Genomic DNA, 22,738 nt, shown 5'->3' on the forward strand with positions numbered 1-22,738 from the left:
AGATCCGGCTGTCTGAGGATGCCGTGCGCCAATCCGCCCTCAGTTGCCGAGATCCCCTCAACTGTCCGACCGGCGAAGGGGTTCAGCGCCGGACGGGGTGCTCGAGGGCGGCGCGCACGGCCGCACCCAGCGCGTGCATCGAGGCAGCGGCATCCATCTCCGCCGCCGCGGCCAGCCCCTCCGCCGACAGCCGCGCGCGCAGGTCGCGGTCGCCGAGCACCGCGATCAGGTCGGCCGCGAGGGCGTCGATGTCGCCGTCGGGCACGAGCACGCCGCCGCCCTGGGCGAGGGTGTCGCGCGGGCCGTACGGCAGGTCGTAGCTCACCACCGGCACCCCGGCGCCGAGCGCCTCGAGCACCACGAGCGGCTGTCCTTCGTTCGTGCTCGCCAGCACGAACGCGTCAGCCTGCGCCCACGCCTGGGTCGTATCCGCCGTGTGACCCCGAAGTTCAATGGCATCGGAGAGACCCAGTTCATCCGCGAGCGCCTCGAGCTCGGCGCGCTGCGCGCCGTCGCCGTAAACGTGCAGCTGCGCGTGCGGCACCGCGGCCCGCACCGCGACCATCGCACGCACCGCGTGGTCGACGCGCTTGCGCGGGATCAGCGAGTTGAGCATCACGATCCGCCCGGCAACCGACGCGGGCTCGACGGCTGCCGGCGCCTGCGCGGGATGCGGGACCACGAACGAGCGGATGCCGCGTCCCACGCGCCGCTCGACATCCCGCTGCTGGCTCGGCGTGAGCCACAGCACGGCGTCGAACCGATCCGCGACGGCGAACCACCGTTCCCAGGCCGGCTCGATGGGCGAATCCCAGGCGAACGGCGCGAGCACGTGACAGGCGTGGGTCGTGTGCAGGATCCGCACGGCGGGGTCGAGGGCGGGCTCGCCCGGGGCCACGAGGGCCTCGCCGACCTGACGCGCCTCGCACAGCAGCACCACGGGCTTGTTCGCCCGCGCCGCGACGGCATTGACCCACGCTCGGTACAGCCCGGCGTAGCCGGGCAGCCACCCCACGATGTCGCCGTCACGCCACACCCGCACCGGCGCGTCGGTGAGGTGCCAGGCCGGGTCGCCGCTGACCACGGGCAGCTCGAGCACGACGGCACCGACCGCATCGGCGATCGGCCGGTACGGCCACTCCGACTCGGGCACCGGCCCGGGCAGCGCCGCCGCGCGCAGCCAGGAGGGGTCGGCCCGGGCGTCATCGAAGAGGTTCCGCAGTGCGGCCGGCTCGGCCAGGAGTCCGCGCCTGACCCACTCGGCGCGGTCGGCGTCGTGGTCGGCGGTCTCGCCCGGATCGATGGTGAGCAGCGTAGGGGCCGCCCCGGCCCCGGCCATGTCGAGGGCGCGGCGCAGCACCGAGATCGTGAACCCGCCGTCGCGGTCGGGCACGAGCCGGCTCGCCAAGACGAGATACTCGGCGTCGGGCAGAGGTCCCGCGGTCGCGAAACCGCTCACGTCGCTCATGCCGACCTCACCGTCTCGATGCGGAACACGGGGAAGTCGGGCGCGAGCTCCGCGAGCTTGGCGTCGGAGGCCGAGGCATCGACACCCTCGAAAAACCTGCCCACCTCCCAGGCCCAGACCCGCAGGTACTCCCGCAGGATGGCCGGCTTGTCGGCATCCGTCACTTCCTCAGCGCGGAACACCTCGACACGGCGCCCGTGCCGCAGTTCACCCTCGCCCGAGACGCGCAGGTTGCGCACCCACTGCGTGTGCCCCCGGGGGGCGATGAGGAATCGCTCGCCGCCGAGGTGCAGCGGGTTGACCGGCGTTGTGCGCCATTCACCGCTGGTGCGGCCGCGCACCGCGAGCACGCGGCTGCCCGCCAACGAAACTCCCATGCGACCGAGCCCGCCCATCATCCCGTTGAAGGCGACATCGATCCGGGAGGGCTTCACGTAGCGCGCCATCACGCCTTACATCTTGCCGTACTCCTCGACGCAGTCGTGGTTCAAAATCAACACTCATTGGTGATTCTTACGCGACTCATGACGCCAGCACAGCCGAGCACCGCCGTAATTCAACAACATTGTTGATATTTGCCCTAGAAATCACCAGAATGAATCAACCGGCGATTGCTGGCTGTTGATTCACGTAAGGAGTCGCCTTCGTGGCGGAACGCCCGCTCTCGATAAAGGACGCCGCCCAACTGGTCGGCCTCTCGGTGAGCCGCGTTCGACAGCTGACAGATCTGGGTGTGCTGAGCGCAGAGATGACCCCCGGGGGGCATCGCAGATTCGATCGCGCGACGCTCATGCGCGAGTGGCAGGCGCATCGAGGCGCCACGTCGACGGCACTGGCCGGGGTGACACGACCCGAGTGGAGCTGGCGCGACGACTTCGTCCTCGAGAACCTGAGCGAGGATGACGTCTGGAGGCGCCTGCGGGACGAGCTCGAGGGCCACATCGGCGCGCTGCCCGTCCGGGCTCGGGCGATCCTCAACTACGCGGTGACGGAGATGGTGAACAACGCCATCGATCACTCCAGAGGCTCCACAGTCGTTGTCGATGCTGCGCTCGCCGACCGCACCGCGCGCATCGCGATCGGCGATGACGGCGTCGGGGTGTTTGAAAACCTCGCGACCCTGGCCGGCCTGTCAGGCCCGGCAGATGCCGTCGTCGAGATCACCAAGGGCAAGAGGACGACCGCGCCGGCACACCACTCCGGCGAAGGGATCTTCTTCACTTCCAAGGCTGTGGACAGCTTCGACATCTCGGCCAACGGCTTTCGGGTCGTCTTCGACAACCTGATCGAAGACGTCGCCTTCGGCGTCTCGAGCGGTGCAGGGACGACCGTGGTACTCATACTCGACCTCGACACGCAGCGCGACTTGGTCGCGGTCTTCGACGCGTACGCCGACGAGGAGTCGGGCTTTCACCGAACGACTCCGCGCATTCAGCTCGTCCCGGTGGCCGGCGACTTCATCAGTCGCAGCGAGGCCAAGCGGTTCGCTGCGGGGCTCGAGCAGTTCACGCGCGTCGAACTCGACTTCACGGGCGTCGAACTGATCGGGCAGGGCTTCGCCGACGAGCTCTTCCGCGTGTGGCGAACTGAGCACCCGGGTACCGCGCTCGAGGTGTTCGGAGCGAATCAGGGAGTGCAGCTCATGATCGACAGGGTGCGCCGCACGGTCGGCTGACCCGTCGGATCACTCCCACTCGATGGTCCCCGGCGGCTTCGACGTGACGTCGAGCACCACGCGGTTGACCTCGCGCACCTCATTGGTGATGCGGTTGGAGATCCGGGCGAGCACGTCGTAGGGCAGGCGCGTCCAGTCCGCGGTCATCGCGTCTTCGGATGAGACCGGCCGCAGCACGATCGGGTGGCCGTAGGTGCGGCCGTCGCCCTGGACTCCTACTGACCGCACGTCGGCGAGCAGCACGACCGGGCACTGCCAGATCTCGTTGTCGAGACCGGCGCGGGTCAGCTCCTCGCGGGCGATCGCGTCGGCATCGCGCAGAATCTCGAGACGGTCAGCGGTGATCTCGCCGACGATCCGGATGCCGAGCCCGGGGCCCGGAAAGGGCTGTCGGCCGACGATCACCTCGGGAAGACCGAGCTCGCGGCCGATCGCGCGCACCTCGTCCTTGAAGAGGGTGCGCAGCGGCTCGACGAGCTCGAACTGCAGGTCCTCAGGGAGCCCGCCGACGTTGTGGTGCGACTTGATGTTCGCGGTCCCCGAGCCCCCGCCGGACTCGACGACGTCGGGGTAGAGGGTGCCCTGCACGAGGAAGCGGATCGGCTCACCGTCGGCCGCGGCCTCGGCGACGAGGTCGGCCTCGGCCTGCTCGAAGCTGCGGATGAACTCGCGCCCGATGATCTTGCGCTTGGTCTCCGGGTCGGAGACCCCGGCGAGCGCGGTGAGGAACTGCTCGCGAGCGTCGATGGTGACCAGCCGAACACCGGTGGAGGCGACATAGTCGTTCTCGACCTGCTCGCGCTCGTCCTTTCGGAGGAGACCGTGGTCGACGAAGATGCAGACCAACTGGTCTCCGACGGCCTTGTGCACGATGGCTGCCGCAACGGCGGAGTCGACGCCGCCGGAGAGTCCGCAGATCACGCGACCCGAGCCGACCTGGGCGCGGATCTTGTCGACCTGCTCGGCGATGACGTTGCCGCTGTTCCAGTCGGCGGGGAGACCGGCGGCCTTGTGCAGGAAGTTCTCCAGCACCTGCTGGCCGTGGTCGGAATGCTTGACCTCCGGATGCCACTGCACGCCGTAGAAACGACGCTCGTCGCTGCCGAACGCGGCCACGGGGGTGGCCGACGTCGAGGCGAGCACGTCGAAGCCTTCGGGTGCGCGGGAGACCTGGTCGCCGTGGCTCATCCACACGTTCTGCTCGATGGGCTGGCCGCCCAGCAGCACGCCGCCGCCACCCGTGACCGCGGCATCCGTCGCTCCGTATTCGCGGAGTCCGGTGTTGGCGACTTCGCCGCCGAGTGCCTGCGCCATGACCTGGAAGCCGTAGCAGATGCCGAGCGTGGGGACCCCGAGGTCGAAGACGCCGGGGTCGAGCGCCGGAGCGCCCGGCTCATACACCGATGACGGTCCGCCGGAGAGGATGATGCCCACCGGGTTCTTGGCCGCGATCTCGGCCGCGGAAGACGTGTGCGGGACGATCTCGCTGTACACGCCGGCCTCGCGGACGCGGCGGGCGATCAGCTGCGCGTACTGCGCGCCGAAGTCGACGACGAGGACGGGTCGCTGGGAAGTCTCGGTCTGCTCGGTCAACGGGTGCTTTCTGTCGCTGGAGCGGGGTGGGCCTCGAGTTCGGCAGCCTCGCGCTGTGCGAGATACTGCCGCACCTCGCGGGCGACGCGCCCCTCGAGGATGAAGGAGAGGAAGGGGATGATGCCGCCGAGGGCGAGCAGCAGGAAGCGCGGGAGCTGCCAGCGCATCAGGCTCCACATGCGGAAGCACGCGAAGAGGTAGACGACGTAGAACCAGCCGTGCGCGACCAGGATGCCGAGCGACAGGTTCACCCCGTCGCCGGTCGACTCGTGACCGGTCGGACCCTCGACGACGGGGGCGAACCAGAGGAAGCCACCCGACCCGCCGAGGAACAGCTCGTACCCGAAGAAGTACTTGACGATCATCTCGGCGCAGAGCAGCAGCAGCATCGTGCCGGTGATGATCGAGGCGACCTGGTAGAACTTCAGCGCACCCCGGATGGCCGGGAAAGTGGCGAGCTTGGGGGCGGCGGGCATGGGTTCAAGTCTAGACGCGGGATGCCGGGGGCCCGGCCCGCGCGAGGCTCCATAGGCACTCCTCGGCCGGAATGCAATCCGGTGACATCGCGAGGTGACACGCATAGCTTCGAGTCATGACGCCCGACTCCGAAGAACCCCCGACCACGGGCGGCGCCGCGCCGCGGCATCCGAGCCCGATTGAGGACTATGCGCTGGTCGGCGACCTGCACACGGCGGCGCTCATCTCGCGGTCGGGGGCGATCGACTGGCTGTGCATGCCCCGTTTCGACTCCGCCAGCATGTTCGGCGCGCTGCTGGATTCGCCTGAGGCCGGGCAGTGGGCGCTCGCGCCGATCGACGAGGTGCTGCAGGTGGAGCGCGAGTACCTGCCCGGAACCTTCGTGCTGCGCACCGTCTGGCGCACCGCCGAGGGCGAAGCGGAGGTGATCGAGTTCATGCCGCTGCACGACCGCCGGGCCAACCTCGTGCGCCGGGTGCGGGGCCTCAAGGGCACCGTGCGCTTCCGCGAACTCGTCCGGTTCCGCTTCGACTACGGCGCGGCGACGCCGTGGGTGCGGCAGGTGCCGTTCGACGGCGGCACCGCTCTCCTCGCGACCGCGGGTCCGGATGCCGTCCTGCTCCGCGGGCCGCGGCGCCAGGCCGAGGACCTGGCGCACTTCTCGGAGTTCGCCGTCGCCGACGGAGACACAGTCGACCTCGCCCTCACCTGGTACCCGTCGTACCGCGAACCGCCGGAGCCGTTCGACATCGACGACGCGCTCGCACAGACCATCGCCTGGTGGAAGGACTGGGCCGCGCGCAGCAAGCCGCCGGCCCCGTTCGACGAGCACGTGCAGCGCTCACTGCTCGTGCTCCGTGCGCTCACCCATGAGGACACCGGGGGCATCGTCGCGGCCGCGACGACCAGTCTTCCCGAGGATGAGGGCGGAGTCCGCAACTGGGACTACCGGTATGTCTGGCTGCGCGATGCCGCTCTCACGATCGAGGTGCTGATCACGCACGGCTACCGTGCCGAGGCGGAGGAGTGGCGCGGGTGGCTCCTTCGTGCGATCGCCGGCGACCCGGCGGACGTGCAGATCATGTACGGCATCGGGGGTGAACGCCGACTGCCGGAGTCCGAGCTCCCGGAGCTGTCGGGCTATGGCGGAGCAGCGCCAGTGCGCATCGGCAATGCCGCCTACCTGCAGCGGCAGTGGGACATCTTCGGCGAGGTGATGATCGCGCTCCACGGCGGGCGCACTGCGGGACTCGAGGAGACCCGGGGGTCGTGGCCGCTGCAGCGTGCGCTGCTCGGCTTCCTCGAGCAGAACTGGGAGATGGCCGACCGAGGGATCTGGGAGATCCGCGGCGACGAGCAGCATTTCACGCACTCGCGCGCGATGGTGTGGGCCGCGTTCGACCGCGGCGTCCGGGGGATCGAGGAGTTCGGCCTTCCCGGCGATCCCTCTCGATGGGCCGCCATCCGGGACAAGGTGCGCGACGAGATCCTCGCCCACGGCTATGACCCGCAGCGCAACACGTTCGTGCAGCACTACGGCACCACGGAGGTGGACGCGGCACTCCTCCAGCTTTCGCAGATCGGCTTCGTCGAGGCGGATGATCCGCGGATGCTCGGCACCGTCGCCGCCATCGAGGAAGACCTCATGCAGGACGGCCTGCTCCTCAGGTACCGGTCCGAGACCGGTGTGGACGGCCTGGCGGGGACGGAGCATCCGTTCCTGGCCTGCTCGTTCTGGCTGGTGGAGCAGTATGCGGCGTCGGGTCTGGTGGCCGAGGCCCGCGAGCTGATGGGACGACTTGTCGCGCTCGTCAATGACGTGGGTCTGCTCAGCGAGGAGTACGACACGCAGCGCGGTCGGCAGATGGGCAATCTCCCGCAGGCGCTGTCGCACCTCACCCTCGTCCGCGCGGCGGATGCGATCGCGGCCGCCGAACGAGGGATGCAGGACCGGCTGCCCTACGTGCGCGGCGAGTCCGAAGGCGAGCAGGCCGCGGTGACGGAGCAGGAGCCGGGAGCGTCACCGTCCTCACCGCAGAAGCCCGACAAGGGCGGCGACGAAGATCTCGGGGCGAAGCCGCGCCAAGCCCGCGAGGATGCCGCCGGCAGCGCTCCGCCTGGAGGTTCCGGCGACTGACCTACCACCCCTCCGGTCCGAGAGACCCCGCGGGGTAATCCTCGAGCGGCACCTTGCCCTCGCGCCACGCCCGAATCACGGGGCGCATGATGCGCCAGCACTCCTCCGCCATGTCCGCGCGCACCGAAAGGAGGGGATCGCCGTCCAGGATGCCGCGCAGCACCTGGCCGTAGGGCAAGAGGTCGCCCGGCTCCTTCTTCGCGACGAGCGTGCTGCGTTCCAGGACGAACGGGTCGCCACTGCCGTTCATCGTCACGCCCAACTCGACCTCGCCGGACTTGAGGTCGAAGACGAGCGAGTCCGCTGCCGGAGACCCCCCGAACCCGGGGATTTCCGGCACCGGGCGCAGGTGCACGCGCACCTGGGTGGTGTACTTTCCGATCGCCTTCCCGGAGCGCAGCACGAACGGAACGCCCCGCCATCTGGCGGTGTCGATCTCGAACGTCACCTGGGCGAGCGTCTCGGTCTCGAGTGCGGGATCGACTCCCGGCTCGTCGGCGTACGACGGCAGCGCGCGATCGCCGACCCGCCCCGCGGTGTAGCGCGCGCGGTGGCTCGAGGCGACCGGATCGTCGTCCCAGACGTGTGTCGCGCGCAGCACCTGAGCCGCGTTGGAGCGGAGCTCCACTTCGTTGAGCCGGGGCGGCTGCTCCATCGCGACGAGCGCGAGCACCTCGAGGAGGTGGCTCTGGATCATGTCCTTCAGGGCGCCGGCGTGGTCGTAGTAGCCGCCGCGCCCCTCGAGTCCGATGAGCTCGTCGTACACGATCTCGACGCGCTCGATCGACTCGCCGTTCCAGACCGACTCGAAGAACCGGTTGGCGAAGCGCAGGCCGAGGATGTTCAGCACCATCGACATTCCGAGGAAGTGATCGATGCGGAACACCTGCTCCTCGGGCACGAGCTGGGCGATCAGGCGATTGAGCGCGCGCGCCGAGGCCAGGTCCGTGCCGAACGGCTTTTCGAGCGCGAGCCGGGCGCCCTCGGGCAGGTCGACCTGCCGGAGGGCCGCGCACACCTTCGCCGTGATCGCCGGCGGCAGCGCGAAGAAGAGGACGGGCGTGTGGTCGCACGCGGCGACCAGCTGTCGAAGCTCGTCGACGTCCGTGATATCCGATGTCACGTACCGAGCCGACTCCAGGTAGCGGTCTGCGTCGTGCGGGTCGCCGATCTGCCCGAAGCTGTCGCGGATCAGCTGCCGCCACTGCTCGTCGGTGCGATCCTCCCGCGCGGCCCCGAGGATCTGCACCTCGTAGTCGTGCTCCGACAGGAGGCTCGCGAGGCCGGGAAGGAGCAGCCGCTTCGTCAGGTCTCCCCCCGCGCCGAGGATCAGGATGCTCACGCTCTGGGTCACAGCACGAGAGTAGGCGTGGCGGTTCGGGCGCGGCGCGCCCTGGCGCGTGGCGACCTTCGGTGCTAGGCGGTCGGTTCGACGCCGGCCGCGGCTTCGCCGAACTCCTCGACCTCGCGCTCCCACGCGTCGCGCGCAAGGCGATACCAGAGGTAGAACGCGAACCCGGCGAACACTGCCCACTCGATCGCGTAGAAGATGTTGAGCCAGTTGACCGCGGATCCTTCGGCAGGCGCCGGGGAGTGGATCGCCACCAGACCGGCAGTCGGCTCCCCCGCCGTCAGGTAGGGGCGATACACGTCGAGGCCCTCGATGTCATGCCACTGCGCGAGCAGCGCGGCCGGCGACATGCGGGTCATGGTCTGCGGGTCCGCGCCGCGCGGGGGCAGATCCGGACCCTCGTCCGAGATGATGCGCCCGGTGAGGTCGATCGCCTGCGGCGAGTCTCCGGATGCCGCGGCCTCGAGCTTCTCGGCGGCTGCGGCTGCGGCATCCGCCGTCCGCGCCCAGCCGATCGCGACCGCGAGCGAGGTGGGCGCGTCGGTGCCGGTCAGGCGAAGCTGGCCGGTGACCCAGTACCCCTCCACCCCGTCGTTGAGCCGCGACTCGACGAGGAGGAAGTCGCCGGGGATCCAGCTGCCCGAGACGGAGACCTGCTGGCCGACGACCGACTCGGGGAGGTACGCCCCCGGGGCGACGACGTCGGCGAGGGGCTGCACCTGCTCGGTCGCGCCTGGTTCGGTCGGACCCTGCTGGACCGCTCGGCCGAGCTGCCACTGGCCGAGCCACGCGAACACGCCCGCGACCACGAGGCAGAGGGCGAGCATGGCCAGCCAGCGCGGCCGCACCATGACCTCGCGCAGGGTCGGCGGGAAGACCTCGGTCCCTGCGCCTGTCGAAGGGCCGGTCCCTGAGCCGCCCACGCCGGTCCCTGAGCTTGTCGAAGGGTCGGTCATCCGCCGCTGTACGGCGCGACGACGACCTCGACGCGCTGGAACTCCTTGAGGTCGGAGTACCCGGTCGTGGCCATCGACTTGCGCAGGGCCCCGATGAGGTTCGCGGTGCCGTCGGCAACCGGGGCGGGGCCGTACAGCACCGACTCGAGGTTCACGAGCTGGTCGATCTTCATGCGCTTGCCGCGCGGGAGCTTGGCGTGGTGCGCCTCCGGACCCCAGTGGAAGCCCAGGCCGGGAGCGTCGGTGGCGCGCGCGAGCGCCACACCGAGCATGACGGCATCCGCCCCCATCGCCAGTGCCTTCACGATGTCGCCGGAGGTTCCGACCCCACCGTCCGCGATGACGTGGACGTAGCGGCCGCCCGACTCGTCGAGGTAGTCGCGGCGCGCGCCGGCGACATCGGCGACCGCGGTCGCCATGGGTGCGTGGACGCCGAGAGTGGCGCGCGTGGTGGACGCGGCTCCCCCGCCGAACCCGACGAGCACGCCGGCCGCACCGGTGCGCATCGGGTGCAGCGCGGCCGTGTAGGTCGAGGCGCCGCCGACGATGACCGGCACATCCAGGTCGTAGATGAACTTCTTGAGGTTCAGCGGCTGCTCGACGGACGAGACGTGCTCGGCCGAGACTGTCGTGCCGCGGATGACGAAGAGGTCGACGCCGGCGGCGACGACGGTCTCGTACAGCTCCTGGGTGCGCTGCGGGGTGAGGGCACCGGCGACGGTGACTCCGCCGGCGCGGATCTCGGCGAGCCGCGCACGGACGAGCTCGGGCTGGATCGGGGCGGCGTAGAGCTCCTGCATGCGCGCGGTCGCCGCCGCATCGGGCAGGCTCGCGATCTCGGCGAGGAGCGGCTCCGGGTCGTCGTAGCGCGTCCACAGCCCCTCGAGGTCGAGCACGCCCACCCCGCCGAGCTGGCCCAGCATGATCGCCGTGCGAGGGCTCATGACCGAGTCCATCGGGGCGCCCAGCACCGGGATGTCGAATTGGAACGCATCGATCGTCCAGGCCGTCGAGACGTCCTCCGGGTTGCGGGTGCGCCGAGAGGGCACGACCGCGATGTCGTCGAACGCATAGGCCCGGCGGGCGCGCTTGGCGCGGCCGAGCTCGATCTCCATGCTCACCCCCTCAGCCTACTCGCGCGCGTTCTCGCGCCCCGCTACGGGCCCTGAGCCTGTCGAAGGGTGCGTTGCAGTGGGCGGATGCCGCGGCCCGGCCGCTTCGACAGGCTCAGCGACCGGGCGCTAGCGCGGCCGGACCACCCGGGCTTCGTCCCATACGGGCTCGCCCGACTCGAAGACACGGCCGTCGGAGCCGAACACGAGGAAGCGGTCGAACGAGCGCGCGAACCAGCGGTCGTGCGTCACCGCGAGCACCGTGCCCTGGAACCGCGTGAGCGCGTCCTCGAGCGCCTCGGCCGAGACGAGGTCGAGGTTGTCGGTCGGCTCGTCGAGCAGCAGCAGCGTCGCGCCGGACAGCTCGAGCATCAGGATCTGGAACCGCGCCTGCTGGCCGCCCGACAGCGTGTCGAACGTCTGCTCGGCCTGGCGGACGAGCCCGTAGCGGTCCAGTGCCGAGCTCGCGGCATCCCTCGGCAATCCGGTGCGACGGTCGTCGCCGCGATGGAGGATGTCGAGCAGTGTCCTACCCCGGAACTCGGGGTGCTGGTGAGTCTGCGCGAACCAGCCGGGCACGACGCGGGCGCCGAGGACGGCGCGACCCGCGTGCTCGACGGGATCCAGGGCCGTGCCGACCGCGGTGACGTGACCCAGGAGCGCGTCCGGGTCGGTGCCGCCACCGGCGAGGAGCCGCAGAAAGTGCGACTTTCCAGAGCCGTTCGACCCGAGCACCGCCACCCGGTCGCCGTACCAGACCTCCAGATCGAAGGCGTCCATGAGCCCGGTCAGCACCAGGCGCTCGGCGACGACCGCGCGGCGGCCGGTGCGCTCGCCGCGCAGCCGCACGTCGAGGTCCTGCGCGGGCGGGCGCTCCTCGGGCGGACCCGCCTCTTCGAACCAGCGCAGCCGGGTCTGGGCTGCGCGATACCTCGACGCGAACCCGTCGTTCGCCGAGGCCTTCACCTTGAGGTCGGCGACCAGGGCCTTGAGCTTGGCGTGCTGCTCGTCCCAGCGGCGGCGCAGCTCGTCGAGGCGCGCCATCCGCTCCTCCCTCGCACGGTGGTAGGTGGCGAAGCCGCCGCCGTGCACCCAGGCGGATGACCCGGCACCGCCGACCTCGAGGGTCACGATGCGGTCGGCGCCGCGTGCGAGCAGCTCCCGGTCGTGCGACACCAGCAGCACCGTCTTGGGCGTCTCGCGCAGGCGCTCCTCGAGCCAGCGCTTGCCGGGCACGTCGAGGTAGTTGTCCGGCTCGTCGAGCAGGAGCACCTCGTCGGGGCCGCGCAGCAGCGCCTCGAGCGCGAGCCGCTTCTGCTCGCCGCCGGAGAGGGTGGAGAGCTCGCGGAATCGGGCCCGGGAGAACGGGATGCCGAGCGCCGCGATCGTGCAGGAGTCCCAGAGCGTCTCCTGCTCGTAGCCGCCGGCTTCGGCGTAGTCGCCGAGCGCCCCGGCGTACTCCATCTGCGTGTCGAGCTCGTCGCGGTCGATGATCGCCGCTTCGGCGTCCTCGAGCCTTCGGGCTGCTCTGCGCACGCGGTCGGGAGCGACCGAGACGAGCAGGTCGTGGACCGTCCGGCCGGGCGCGCCATGCCCGACGAACTGATCCATGACCCCCAGCCCGCCGCCGATCGTCACAGCTCCGGCGTGGGCGGCCTCCTCGCCGCGGATGATACGAAGCAGCGTCGTCTTGCCCGCGCCGTTCGCGCCGATGAGCGCGGTCGTCGATCCCTCGCCGACGCGGAACGCGATGTCGTCGAGCAGCGGCCGCCCGTCGGGCAGCGCGTACGAGACGCCGTTGACGTCGATGTATCCCACGATGTGGCCCCGTCCGCCCCGCGGATGCAGAGCCGATCAGCCTATCGCGACTCGCGGCCGCGGCATCCGGTCGCTCACACGACGCGTGCCCAACGGCGGGGATGCCGGGCGAAACGCCGGGCGCGGGCCCACCGGACCGGCGTGTCGGCCACGATCCCCGCAGTTGGGTACAGGAGCGACGCCGCGCCCGGTCAGGCCGCGGCGTACCGTCCGGAGGCGATCGCGCGGGCGCGCTTCTTCTCGGCCTCTTCCTCGCGGTTCTTCGGCGGTGTCGTCGAGACCAGGTCCTCGAGCAGGTGCCCGGTGATGTGGGCGATCTCGTGCACGGCGCGGTCGAAGGCCTCCTGGTTGGCCTTCGAGGGCTTCGTCGTGCCCGCGATCTTGCGGACGTACTGCAGAGCGGCGGCGTGCACCTCGTCGTTGGTGGCAGCCGGCTCGAAATTGTGGAGGTTATGGATGCTGCGGCACATGGCCTCGACGATACGCCGGGCCGCCGCATCCGTCACCGTCTACCAGGGCTCGTCGCCCCGCGGTGCGATGTCGAGGATGTGCGGCAGCTCGGTCGGGAAGCAGGTGCGGAAGAGCTCGGTGATCCGCGGGTCGGAGCCGTAGTCGTCGACGAGCCGCATGCCGATCATGACGTTGATGAGCATGCCTTCGGCGAGGAACATCCGCGCCTCGTCGGCCTCGAAGCCGGCCTCGTCCCGGAAGAACTCCCACACCTGGGCGAATCCCTTGCGCGCGGCGGGGCCGATCACCGGATGCCCGCCGAGCAGCCATGCGTGCGAGAGCGTCTGGTGCAGTCCGCGCGTGCTCAGCAGTTCGACGTAGGCGTCGCCGATGCGCTTGGCGACCGGGCGCTCAGACGTCGTATCGGCGAGTTCGACGCGGAACACGCGCATCAGCGCGTCGAACGCCGACTGCATGGCCGCGAGGAAGAGGTTCTCCTTCGTGCCGAACAGGCGCACGACGTACGGCTGGCTGATGCCGGCCGTGCGCGCGACGTCGTCGGTCGTTGTGCCCTCGTACCCTTTCGCGCCGAACACCGCGAGCGCCGCGGCGATGATCTGCTCGCGTCGGTCCTCCGAGCTCATCCGGACGGCCGGCACAGGCTTCGACGTCGTCGTCGGTCCCTCATTCGCATTCACGCTTGACATGTTATCAGTCGATTACTACAGTCGACTCAGCCAAGTAATCATTCGATTACAACAACCATGAAGGAGCCTCGCATGAGCGACATCCTCACCTCCGCGCCGGTGCGCAGACGACCCTTCGGGCTCGTCGTAGCCGCGGCATCCGTCCCCATGTTTATGGCGACGCTCGACAACCTCGTCATGACCAACGCCCTCCCCGTGCTGCACCAGGAACTCGGCGCCAGCGTCGAGGAGCTGCAGTGGTTCATGAACGCGTACACGCTGGCGTTCGCAAGTGCGATCCTCGTCGCCTCCGCACTCGGCGACCGGTTCGGCCGCCGCACGGTGTTCGCCATCGGCATCGCGGTCTTCGGCATCGGCTCGGCCCTCGCCGCGCTCAGCACCGATCCGGGTCAGCTCATCGCCGCCCGGGCACTGCAGGGCTTCGGCGGTGCGGGGGTGCTTCCGCTCTCGCTGGCGCTGCTGGCCGGCGGGGTCGCCCCGAATCGCCGTCCGCTCGCGATCGGCATCTGGGGCGGGATCTCGGGCCTCGGGGTCGCGGTCGGCCCGCTCGTGGGCGGAGCGGTCATGGAGGGCTGGAACTGGCAGGCGATCTTCTGGATCAACATCCCGGTCGCGATCGTCGCCATCCCCTTCGCCCTGCTGGCCCTGAACAACGACTTCGGCGCCCGCTCGCGCATCGACGTCGTCGGCGCGCTGCTCGCCGCCGGCGGGGTGCTGGCTCTGGTGCACGCGATCGTCCGAGGCAACGATGACGGCTGGTCGTCGTTCAGCGTCATCGCCGAGATCACCGTGGGGGTCGTGCTGCTGCTCGCCTTCGTCGGCTGGCAGACCCGCGCGAAGGCGCCGCTCGTGCCGTTGCGGCTCTTCCGCGACCGCTCGTTCTCGCTGACCAACATCGTCGGGTTCGCGTTCACCTTCGGCACGTTCGGCGCGGTGTTCATCCTCATCCAGTACATGCAGGTGGTGCAGGGATCGACCCCGCTCGAGGCGGCCGTGCAGACCACGCCGTGGACGCTCGCCCCCATGTTCGTCGCTCCGATCGCCGGCATCATCGCACCGCGGGTCGGCACCCGTGCGCTCATGCTCACGGGCCTGCTGCTGCAGGGCGTCGCCCTCACCTGGATCGGCCTGATGCTCTCGACCGACCTCGACTATCCCGCGCTCATCGCACCCTTCATCATGGCCGGCGTCGGCATGGGGCTCGTCTTCGCCCCGTCCGCGACGGCCCTGCTCGCGACCCTCGGCGTGATCGACCACGCCAAGGCGTCCGGAGTGAACTCGACGGTCCGCGAGATCGGCATCGCCCTCGGCACGGCCGTGATGACCGCGATCTTCGTGAGCGCGGGCGGCGAGCTGCAGCCCGACCTCTACGTCGACGCCGCGCGCCCGGCCGTGCTCACCGGCGCCGCGGTGCTTTTCGCCGCGGCCGTCGCCGCGTTCTGGCTCCCCGCCGGTCGCTCCACGGCTGCGGAGACGGATGCCGCGGCCGAGGCATCCGCCACTCCCGAGCCGGAGCTCGCCGAGGTCTGACCCAGCCACCAACGCCGAAACCACCCATCTCGCGCGAACCCACCGACTCCGGGTCGCCGGGATGGGTGGTTTCGCGCGAACCAGGTGGTTTCGGCGAAAGGCGGGTGCTACCGCTTGTAGTTCGGGGCCTCGACCACGATCTGCACGTCGTGCGGGTGCGACTCCTTGAGCCCGGCGGCCGTGATGCGCACGAACCTGCCCTTGGCCTTGAGCTCGTCGACAGTCCGGGCGCCGACGTAGAACATCGACTGCCGCAGCCCGCCGACCAGCTGGTACGCGACCGCCGAGACGGGGCCGCGGTACGCGACCTGGCCCTCGATGCCCTCGGGGATGAGCTTGTCGTCGCTCGGCACGTCCGCCTGGAAGTAGCGGTCCTTCGAGTACGAGGTCTTCTTGCCGCGGGTCTGCAGGGCGCCGAGCGATCCCATGCCGCGGTACTGCTTGAACTGCTTGCCGCCCTGGAAGACGATCTCGCCCGGCGACTCGTCGGTGCCGGCCAGGAGCGAGCCGAGCATGACGGTGTCCGCTCCGGCCACGAGCGCCTTGGCGATGTCGCCGGAGTACTGCAGCCCACCGTCGGCGATGACCGGAATGCCCGCTTCGCGCGCGGCGAGGGATGCCTCGTACACGGCCGTGACCTGGGGCACGCCTACGCCCGCGACGATGCGCGTCGTGCAGATCGAGCCTGGTCCGACGCCGACCTTGACGGCATCCACGCCCGCGTCGATGAGCGCCTGTGCGCCCTCGCGCGTGGCGACGTTGCCGCCGATGATGTCGATGTGCTCGAAGGAGGAGTCGGCCTTCAGCCGTCGCACGATGTCGATCACGCCGGCGGACTGGCCGTTGGCCGTGTCGACCACGAGGACATCGACGCCGACATCGCGCAGCGCTTCGGCGCGCTCCCAGGCGTCGCCGAAGAAGCCGATGGCGGCGCCGACGCGCAGGCGGCCCTGCTCGTCCTTGGTGGCGAGCGGGTACTTCTCGCTCTTGTCGAAGTCCTTGATGGTGATGAGGCCGGCCAGCTTCCCGTCCTCGTCGATGAGCGGCAGCTTCTCGATGCGGTGCTTCGCGAAGGTGGCGATGACCTCATTGGCGCCGATGCCGACGGGAGCGGTGACGAGCTTCTCGGTGGTCATGACGTCGCGCACGAGGGTCGTCTGACGCTCGAAGCCCGAGACGAACCGCATATCGCGGTTGGTCACGATGCCGACCAGGCGGCCCTCGTCGTCGATCACCGGCAGCCCGGAGATGCGGTAGGTCGCGCACAGGTTGTCGACCTCTTCGATGGTCGCGTCAGGCGTGGTCGTGATCGGGTCGGAGATCATGCCAGACTCGCTGCGCTTCACGCGGTCGACCATCGACGCCTGCTCTTCGATCGACAGATTGCGATGGAGGATGCCGAGGCCACCCTCGCGCGCGATCGAGATCGCCATCCGTGCTTCGGTGACGGTGTCCATCGCGCTCGAGATGAGCGGTGTCGCCACCGTGATGCGCCGCGTCACCCGCGACGACGTGTCGGCTTCACTGGGGATGACGTCGGTGTGCCCTGGCAGCAGCAGCACGTCGTCATAGGTGAGTCCGACGAAGCCGAACGGGTCGTGGCTGTCCATAGATTCTCCTGCGCACACGGCGCGTTGCTCGAGGTAGACGACGCTGGCCGGTGCGCTCGAAGCGCGCCGTACTCGATTCTAAGCGACCGGCACGCGAATTCATTCCCCGCGCGTATACCCCGCACGCGGGCCGGGCGGCGATTCGATCACGTATCAATCGGCGCGTGTCTGAAACACGATCGACACACTACGCTCGTACCGTCGTGATCACGGCCGATGCGACCCGAACCATCGGTGTGCGCTGTGCTGACTGGAGGTTCTGTGGGTCCTACAACTGCTCCCGCGCGGCGAACGATGCCGTGGCTGGCCGCGCTGTTGGGCGTGCTGCTGGCTGCCGCGATGATCTTCCTCGGATCCGGTGCGGCGCATGCCGCGCCCGGTGACGACCAGGAGAAGACCGATTTCTACTTCGCCGGCATCATCACCTTCGAAGACAAGCCCGTGGCCGATGTGACGGTCTCCGTCGAAGGCAACGGCTTCGAGGCCGAGACGGTGACGGATGCCGAGGGCAAGTGGCGCCTGTACGTGCCTGAGAAGGGCGAGTACACCATCACGGTCGACGAGTCGACGCTGCCCGACGGCGTCATCGTCGAGGGCGAGAGCGCTTCGCAGGACGTCGAGTTCGGCCAGACCAACACGAAGATCATCAACCTCTTCCTCGGTGAGGGCGAGCGGGTGACGATTCCGTTCATCGATCAGCTCCTCGATCGCCTGATGAACGGCCTCAACTTCGGCCTGCTGCTCGCGCTCGCCTCGATCGGCGTCTCGCTGATCTACGGCACGACCGGGCTGAGCAACTTCGCCCACGGCGAGATGCTCACCTTCGGCGCCATCGTCGCGCTCGTCTTCGGCGTCTGGCTCGCCTGGCCGATGTGGCTCGTGCTTCCCCTCGTCGTGGTCTTCGGCGCCGGCCTGGGCTGGTCCCTCGACGCCGGACTGTGGAAACCTCTGCGAAGACGGGGCCTCGGCATCGTCCAGGTGATGATCGTGAGCATCGGCCTCTCCCTGGCGCTGCGCTACGTGTACCAGTTCTTCATCGGCGGCGCGACGTACCAGCTGCCCGGCGCCGGCGCCGGTCGCGACATCCACCTCGGCCCGATCTCGCTCTCCTGGATCGACATCATCTCGATGGTGACGAGCATCGTGCTGCTGATCGGCGTCGCGTACTGGCTGCTGCGCACGCGCATCGGCAAGGCGACCCGCGCCATCAGCGACAATCCAGGCCTGGCCGCGGCATCCGGCATCAACGTCGACCGCGTCATCCGGATCGTCTGGATCCTCGCGGCGGTGCTGGCGGCGGTCGCCGGCGTGCTGTGGGCGTACTTCCGCCCCGGCGTGAAGTGGGACATGGGCGGACAGGTGCTGCTGCTGATCTTCGCCGCCGTCACCCTGGGTGGCCTCGGCACCGCGTTCGGCGCCCTGATCGGTTCGCTGATCGTCGGGATGCTGGTCGAGATCTCGACCCTGTGGATCCCGTCGGACATGAAGTACGTCGGCGCCCTCGCCGTGTTGATCATCATTCTGCTCGTCAGACCCCAGGGCATTCTGGGCCGCAAGGAGAGGCTGGGATAGGGCCATGGATTGGGGTCAGATACTCAACAACACGGCCTACTGGGTCTTCAGCCCGGAGACGATCGCCTACGCATTGGCGGCGACGGGTCTCGCGGTGCAGTTCGGTTACGGCGGCCTGCTCAACTTCGGCATGGCGGGCTTCATGGCCCTCGGCGCGTACGGCTACGCCATCTCCATCCTCAGCTTCGGCTGGCCGTGGTGGGTGGGCATCATCGTCGGCTGTCTCGCCGCGACCGTCTTCGCCATCATTCTCGGCATACCGACGCTGCGATTGCGGGCGGACTATCTCGCCATCGTGACGATCGCGGCGGCGGAGATCGTCCGATTGCTGCTCACCACTCAGCTGTTCGACGAGTTCACCAACTCCGCAGACGGGCTCGGCGGGTACCACGCCGGCTTCCGCGGGGCCAATCCCTTCCCTGCCGAGACCGCTGACGGCACGAAGATGATCTATGGCTTCGGTCCGTGGCAATGGACCGCCGACCAGCTGTGGGTGCGCGTCTTCGGCATCATCCTGCTCGCCATCGCGGTGTACCTGGTCTGGGCGCTCATGCGCAGCCCGTGGGGACGCGTGCTCAAGGGCATCCGCGAGGATGAGGACGCCGTCCGGTCGCTGGGCAAGAACGTCTTCTCGTACAAGATGCAGGCGCTCATCATCGGTGGTGTCTTCGGTGCCCTGGGCGGGGTCGTGTTCGCCCTTCCCTCGGCCGTGGTCCCGGCGACCTATACGACGTCGCTGACGTTCTTCATCTGGACGATCCTCCTGCTGGGTGGCGCGGCGACGGTCTTCGGGCCGGTCGTCGGGTCGGTGATCTTCTGGGTCATCATGGGGTTCCTCGACAACGTGCTGCCTGCGCTCGCCCAGTCGGACGTGCTGAATATCTCCAGCCAGCAGGCCGGAACGCTCCGGTTCATCCTGGTGGGCGTCGCGCTGATGCTCATCGTGATCTTCCGCCCGCAGGGCATCTTCGGAAACAAGAGGGAGCTGACCTTTGTCAAATAGCGCCTCAGACGACACGACGTCACAGCCCGTCAACGGGACGGATGCGGCGCCCGCCGCAGCACCCGCCACCGGGTCGGTCCCGACCACGACCGGCAGCCTCCGGCGCCCCAAGAAGACCGGCCTCGCCACGGGCGAGTTCGTGCCCGGGGTGCCCAAGGTCGACCCGATCATGGCGATGGACAACGTCACCCGGCGATTCGGCGGTCTCACCGCGGTCGACGTCGAGCACCTGGAGATTCCCCGCAACGCCATCACGGCGCTGATCGGACCGAACGGCGCCGGCAAGACCACCCTGTTCAACCTGCTCTGCGGATTCGACAAGCCCAATTCGGGCACCTGGTCGTTCGACGGCAAGCAGCTGTCCGGCATCCCGTCGTTCAAGGTGGCGCGGATGGGGCAGGTGCGCACGTTCCAGCTCACCAAGGCCCTCTCGCTGCTGACCGTGCTCGAGAACATGAAGCTCGGCTCGACGGGCCAGAAGGGCGAGAACCTTCTGGCGAGCATCGTCCCGGCGATCTGGCGCAAGCAGGACAGCGACATCGAAGACAAGGCGATGGAGCTGCTCAAGCGGTTCAAGCTCGACGCGAAGGCGGACGACTACGCCGCGTCGCTGTCCGGCGGCCAGCGCAAGCTCCTCGAGATGGCGCGGGCGCTCATGAGCGACCCGCAGCTCGTCATGCTCGACGAGCCGATGGCCGGCGTGAACCCGGCGCTCACCGAGTCGCTGCTCGATCACATCCTCGATCTCAAGGATCTCGGCATGACCGTGCTGTTCGTCGAGCACGACATGCACATGGTGCGCCACATCGCGGACTGGGTCGTCGTCATGGCCGAAGGACGCGTCGTGGCCGAAGGCCCGCCCGAGTCCGTCATGCAGGACAAGGCCGTCATCGACGCCTACCTGGGCAGTCACCAGGACGTCGACCTGGGAGTCGTCACCGGCCGCGTGGCCGGCGAACTCGACACCTCGGCGATCGATCTGCTCGAGGAGATCAAGGTGGCCGAAGAGGCCTCGATCGCTGACGCAGAAGAGGGGAACCGATGACCTACGCGGATGGAGCGCCGCTCACCGAGGATGCCAAGACCGAGCGGGTCGTGGTGCAGATCACCGATCTGTACGCGGGCTACCTGCCCGGCATCAACATCATCAACGGCGCGAACCTGGTCGCCCGCAAGGGCGAGCTGATCGGCATCATCGGCCCGAACGGTGCCGGCAAGTCGACGCTGCTCAAGGCCATCTTCGGCATGGTGAAGATCCGCGGCGGCGAAGTCCTGGTCGACGGCGAGAGTGTCGCGGGCCTGAAGTCCGACAAGCTCGTCTCCAAGGGCGTCGGCTTCGTGCCGCAGACCAACAACGTGTTCCCCTCGCTCACAATCGAAGAGAACCTCCAGATGGGGCTGTACCAGGCCCCGAAGACCTACAACGAGCGCCTCGAGTTCGTGACGGGGATCTTCGCGGAACTGGGCAAGCGCCTCAAGCAGCGGGCCGGCTCGCTCTCCGGTGGCGAGCGCCAGATGGTCGCGATGTCGCGCGCGCTCATGATGAACCCGTCGGTGCTGCTGCTGGACGAGCCGTCCGCGGGTCTCTCACCGGTGCGTCAGGACGACGCGTTCATCCGCGTCTCCGACATCAACAAGGCCGGTGTCACCACGATCATGGTCGAGCAGAACGCGCGGCGCTGCCTGCAGATCTGCGACCGCGGCTACGTCCTCGACCAGGGCCGCGACGCCTACGAGGGCACCGGTCGCGAGCTCCTGAACGACCCCAAGGTCATCGGGCTCTACCTCGGCACCCTCGGGACCGAATAGCGCCATCCGCCCCGTTGCGGGGCGGTGAGACGAGAAGAGCGGAGGCCGAGGCCTACGCTCTTCTCGTCTGTCCGGGGGTGCGCCCGCCTTCGCTGTGCCGCCCGGGACAGCGAAGGGGCCCCGGATTGCTCCGGGGCCCCTGGGCTTGCGTTACGACTTAGAGGTCGATGCGCGTGTAGAGGTTGTCAGCGCCGTACTGGAAGACACCGATGGTGGCCTCGGTCGGGTCGCCGTTCTCGTCGAACGTGATCGGTCCGGAGTAGCCGTCGTAGTCCGCGACGCCGCCGCCGAGGATGATGTCGGCGCACTCCTTGAACTCGGTGCACTTCTCACCGTCGCCCGAACCACCAGAGACCTCCTGGAGCTTGCCGGCGATGTCGGCGGGGTCGGACGAGTTCGCCGCGAGCGCAGCGAGCGCGAGCAGGATCGTCGCGTCGTACGACTCGTTGCCGTACGAGAAGTCGGTCAGCTCGGCGTTGCCTTCGCCGACCCACCACTCGTTGAGGCGACCCTGGAACTCGGTGTCGGGGGCAGGACCGGCAGGCGTGGTGCCCTTGGCGCCCTCGAGGCTGAGACCCGCAGGCCACTTGGCGTCGGAACCGTAGTTCTTCAGGTTGCCGTCGACGAGGTACAGCTGGTCGGCCGGGTAGCCGGCAGCCAGCAGAGCCGGACCGATCGTGTAGAACTCGTCGAACGTGATCAGGGCGATCGCGTCGGGGTTCGACGCGAGTGTCGCGCTGATCTGCGCGTCGAACGTGGTGTCACCCGTGTTGTACGACTGCTCGGAGACGATCTCGCCGCCGCTGGCGGTGAAGTTCGACTTGAACTCCTTGTTCAGGCCGGTGCCGTACGAGTCGTTCTGGTAGATGACCGCGACGCTCTTCTTGCCGTCTTCGGCGACCAGGTTGCCGAGGACCTCGCCCTGCAGGGTGTCCGCGGGCGCGGTGCGCCAGTAGAGGCCGTTGTCGTCCCAGGCCGTGAAGTCGACCGAGGTGTTCGCCGGCGAGAAGGTGATGATGCCCGCGGCGACAGCGTCGTCGAGGAACAGCTTCGTCACACCGGACGATGCGGCGCCGATGGCGGCGGTCACACCCTCGGAGATGAGCTTCTGGATCGTCGTGCTGTAGGCCTTGTTGTCGGTGTCGCCCGAGTCGCCCCAGACGATGTCCGGGATCGTGATCCCGACGTCGGCTGCGTTGATGTCCTCGACGGCGAGTCCGACGCCGGCCTCTTCGGGCGGGCCGAGGTAGGCCAGGCTTCCGGTCTGGGGGAGGATCGTGCCGATCTTGATCGTCAGATCGACATTCTCGGCCGGGGCTTCGCTTGTCGCCTCTCCGCCGCCGCCGGAGCAGCCGGCGAGGACGAGGGCGCTTGCGCCGGCGATCGCGATGCCGCCGAGAATGCTGGCGGTACGCGAGCGGGTGAAGACGCTCATGTTGCTCCTTGCTGTGGGTGAACGCGGGCGCGGCG

At 69.0% G+C, this 22,738-nt stretch carries 19 protein-coding genes; 7 read left to right on the forward strand and 12 right to left on the reverse strand.

Annotation, left to right across the window (positions count from 1 at the left end; translation table 11 throughout):
- Positions 1-82 precede the first annotated feature (82 nt).
- Both AC1DVT_RS00625 and AC1DVT_RS00630 read right to left on the reverse strand, forming a co-directional pair.
- On the reverse strand, positions 83-1,468 hold the full coding sequence (locus AC1DVT_RS00625) for a glycosyltransferase (protein ID WP_477385636.1): 1,386 nt from the start codon (positions 1,466-1,468) through the stop codon (positions 83-85).
- Entirely contained in the window at positions 1,465-1,914 is a 450-nt protein-coding gene (locus AC1DVT_RS00630) for a nitroreductase/quinone reductase family protein (protein WP_477385638.1), read from the reverse strand. Before AC1DVT_RS00630 ends, AC1DVT_RS00625 begins: the two co-directional genes overlap by 4 nt.
- Positions 1,915-2,114: 200 nt before the next feature.
- On the opposite strand from AC1DVT_RS00630, the gene AC1DVT_RS00635 reads away from it, so the two are divergent.
- Positions 2,115-3,143, forward strand: coding sequence for an STAS-like domain-containing protein (locus tag AC1DVT_RS00635; RefSeq protein WP_477385640.1), 1,029 nt, complete (start codon positions 2,115-2,117; stop codon positions 3,141-3,143).
- 9 nt (positions 3,144-3,152) lie between these two features.
- Here AC1DVT_RS00635 and guaA read toward each other — a convergent pair whose 3' ends face one another.
- A complete protein-coding gene (guaA, locus tag AC1DVT_RS00640; protein ID WP_477385642.1) occupies positions 3,153-4,736 on the reverse strand; it encodes a glutamine-hydrolyzing GMP synthase in 1,584 nt (527 codons plus the stop codon).
- The gene (locus AC1DVT_RS00645) at positions 4,733-5,212 is read right to left on the reverse strand and encodes a DUF3817 domain-containing protein (RefSeq protein ID WP_457100131.1); all 480 of its coding nucleotides are present in this window, start codon (positions 5,210-5,212) and stop codon (positions 4,733-4,735) included. The genes guaA and AC1DVT_RS00645 overlap by 4 nt, the downstream gene beginning before the upstream one ends.
- Positions 5,213-5,328: 116 nt before the next feature.
- Between AC1DVT_RS00645 and AC1DVT_RS00650 the strand changes: the two genes are divergently transcribed.
- Entirely contained in the window at positions 5,329-7,350 is a 2,022-nt protein-coding gene (locus AC1DVT_RS00650) for a glycoside hydrolase family 15 protein (RefSeq protein WP_477385644.1), read from the forward strand.
- Position 7,351: 1 nt separating this feature from the next.
- On the opposite strand, the gene AC1DVT_RS00655 is transcribed toward AC1DVT_RS00650, so the two are convergent.
- The 6 genes from AC1DVT_RS00655 to AC1DVT_RS00680 all read right to left on the reverse strand — a co-directional run bounded on the left by AC1DVT_RS00655 (position 7,352) and on the right by AC1DVT_RS00680 (position 13,735).
- Positions 7,352-8,704 carry a glucose-6-phosphate dehydrogenase gene (locus AC1DVT_RS00655; RefSeq protein WP_477385646.1) on the reverse strand — a complete coding sequence of 451 codons (1,353 nt, stop codon included), beginning with the start codon at positions 8,702-8,704 and terminating at the stop codon, positions 7,352-7,354.
- A 62-nt stretch (positions 8,705-8,766) separates the two neighbouring features.
- Complete coding sequence (locus AC1DVT_RS00660) at positions 8,767-9,552, reverse strand: SURF1 family protein (protein ID WP_477385666.1); 786 nt, start codon at positions 9,550-9,552, stop codon at positions 8,767-8,769.
- 101 nt (positions 9,553-9,653) lie between these two features.
- Positions 9,654-10,772 carry a GuaB3 family IMP dehydrogenase-related protein gene (locus tag AC1DVT_RS00665; protein WP_477385668.1) on the reverse strand — a complete coding sequence of 373 codons (1,119 nt, stop codon included), beginning with the start codon at positions 10,770-10,772 and terminating at the stop codon, positions 9,654-9,656.
- A 126-nt stretch (positions 10,773-10,898) separates the two neighbouring features.
- Complete coding sequence (locus tag AC1DVT_RS00670) at positions 10,899-12,587, reverse strand: ABC-F family ATP-binding cassette domain-containing protein (protein WP_477385648.1); 1,689 nt, start codon at positions 12,585-12,587, stop codon at positions 10,899-10,901.
- Between the two features lie 191 nt (positions 12,588-12,778).
- Positions 12,779-13,057 carry a DUF2277 domain-containing protein gene (locus AC1DVT_RS00675; RefSeq protein WP_457100135.1) on the reverse strand — a complete coding sequence of 93 codons (279 nt, stop codon included), beginning with the start codon at positions 13,055-13,057 and terminating at the stop codon, positions 12,779-12,781.
- A gap of 39 nt (positions 13,058-13,096) precedes the next feature.
- A complete protein-coding gene (locus tag AC1DVT_RS00680; RefSeq protein ID WP_457100136.1) occupies positions 13,097-13,735 on the reverse strand; it encodes a TetR/AcrR family transcriptional regulator in 639 nt (212 codons plus the stop codon).
- An 81-nt stretch (positions 13,736-13,816) separates the two neighbouring features.
- On the opposite strand from AC1DVT_RS00680, the gene AC1DVT_RS00685 reads away from it, so the two are divergent.
- Positions 13,817-15,274 (forward strand): DHA2 family efflux MFS transporter permease subunit, encoded by a 1,458-nt coding sequence (locus AC1DVT_RS00685; RefSeq protein ID WP_477385650.1) that lies wholly within the window; start codon positions 13,817-13,819, stop codon positions 15,272-15,274.
- Between the two features lie 107 nt (positions 15,275-15,381).
- On the opposite strand, the gene guaB is transcribed toward AC1DVT_RS00685, so the two are convergent.
- Positions 15,382-16,884, reverse strand: a complete 1,503-nt coding sequence (guaB, locus tag AC1DVT_RS00690; protein WP_457100138.1) for an IMP dehydrogenase — start codon at positions 16,882-16,884, stop codon at positions 15,382-15,384.
- Positions 16,885-17,178: 294 nt separating this feature from the next.
- Here guaB and AC1DVT_RS00695 point away from each other — a divergent pair, with 294 nt between their 5' ends.
- The 4 genes from AC1DVT_RS00695 to AC1DVT_RS00710 are packed head-to-tail and all read left to right on the forward strand — an operon-like array spanning position 17,179 to position 21,268.
- On the forward strand, positions 17,179-18,456 hold the full coding sequence (locus AC1DVT_RS00695; protein ID WP_477385652.1) for an ABC transporter permease subunit: 1,278 nt from the start codon (positions 17,179-17,181) through the stop codon (positions 18,454-18,456).
- 4 nt (positions 18,457-18,460) lie between these two features.
- Entirely contained in the window at positions 18,461-19,459 is a 999-nt protein-coding gene (locus tag AC1DVT_RS00700; RefSeq protein WP_457100140.1) for a branched-chain amino acid ABC transporter permease, read from the forward strand.
- Positions 19,449-20,504 (forward strand): ABC transporter ATP-binding protein, encoded by a 1,056-nt coding sequence (locus tag AC1DVT_RS00705; RefSeq protein ID WP_457100141.1) that lies wholly within the window; start codon positions 19,449-19,451, stop codon positions 20,502-20,504. Before AC1DVT_RS00700 ends, AC1DVT_RS00705 begins: the two co-directional genes overlap by 11 nt.
- Positions 20,501-21,268 carry an ABC transporter ATP-binding protein gene (locus AC1DVT_RS00710; protein WP_457100142.1) on the forward strand — a complete coding sequence of 256 codons (768 nt, stop codon included), beginning with the start codon at positions 20,501-20,503 and terminating at the stop codon, positions 21,266-21,268. Before AC1DVT_RS00705 ends, AC1DVT_RS00710 begins: the two co-directional genes overlap by 4 nt.
- A gap of 157 nt (positions 21,269-21,425) precedes the next feature.
- Here the strand turns inward: AC1DVT_RS00710 and AC1DVT_RS00715 are convergent, their stop codons facing one another.
- Positions 21,426-22,703, reverse strand: a complete 1,278-nt coding sequence (locus AC1DVT_RS00715; protein ID WP_477385654.1) for an ABC transporter substrate-binding protein — start codon at positions 22,701-22,703, stop codon at positions 21,426-21,428.
- Between the last annotated feature and the right edge of the window lie 35 nt (positions 22,704-22,738).

This window comes from Microbacterium sp. P2_F9 (assembly GCF_056403635.1).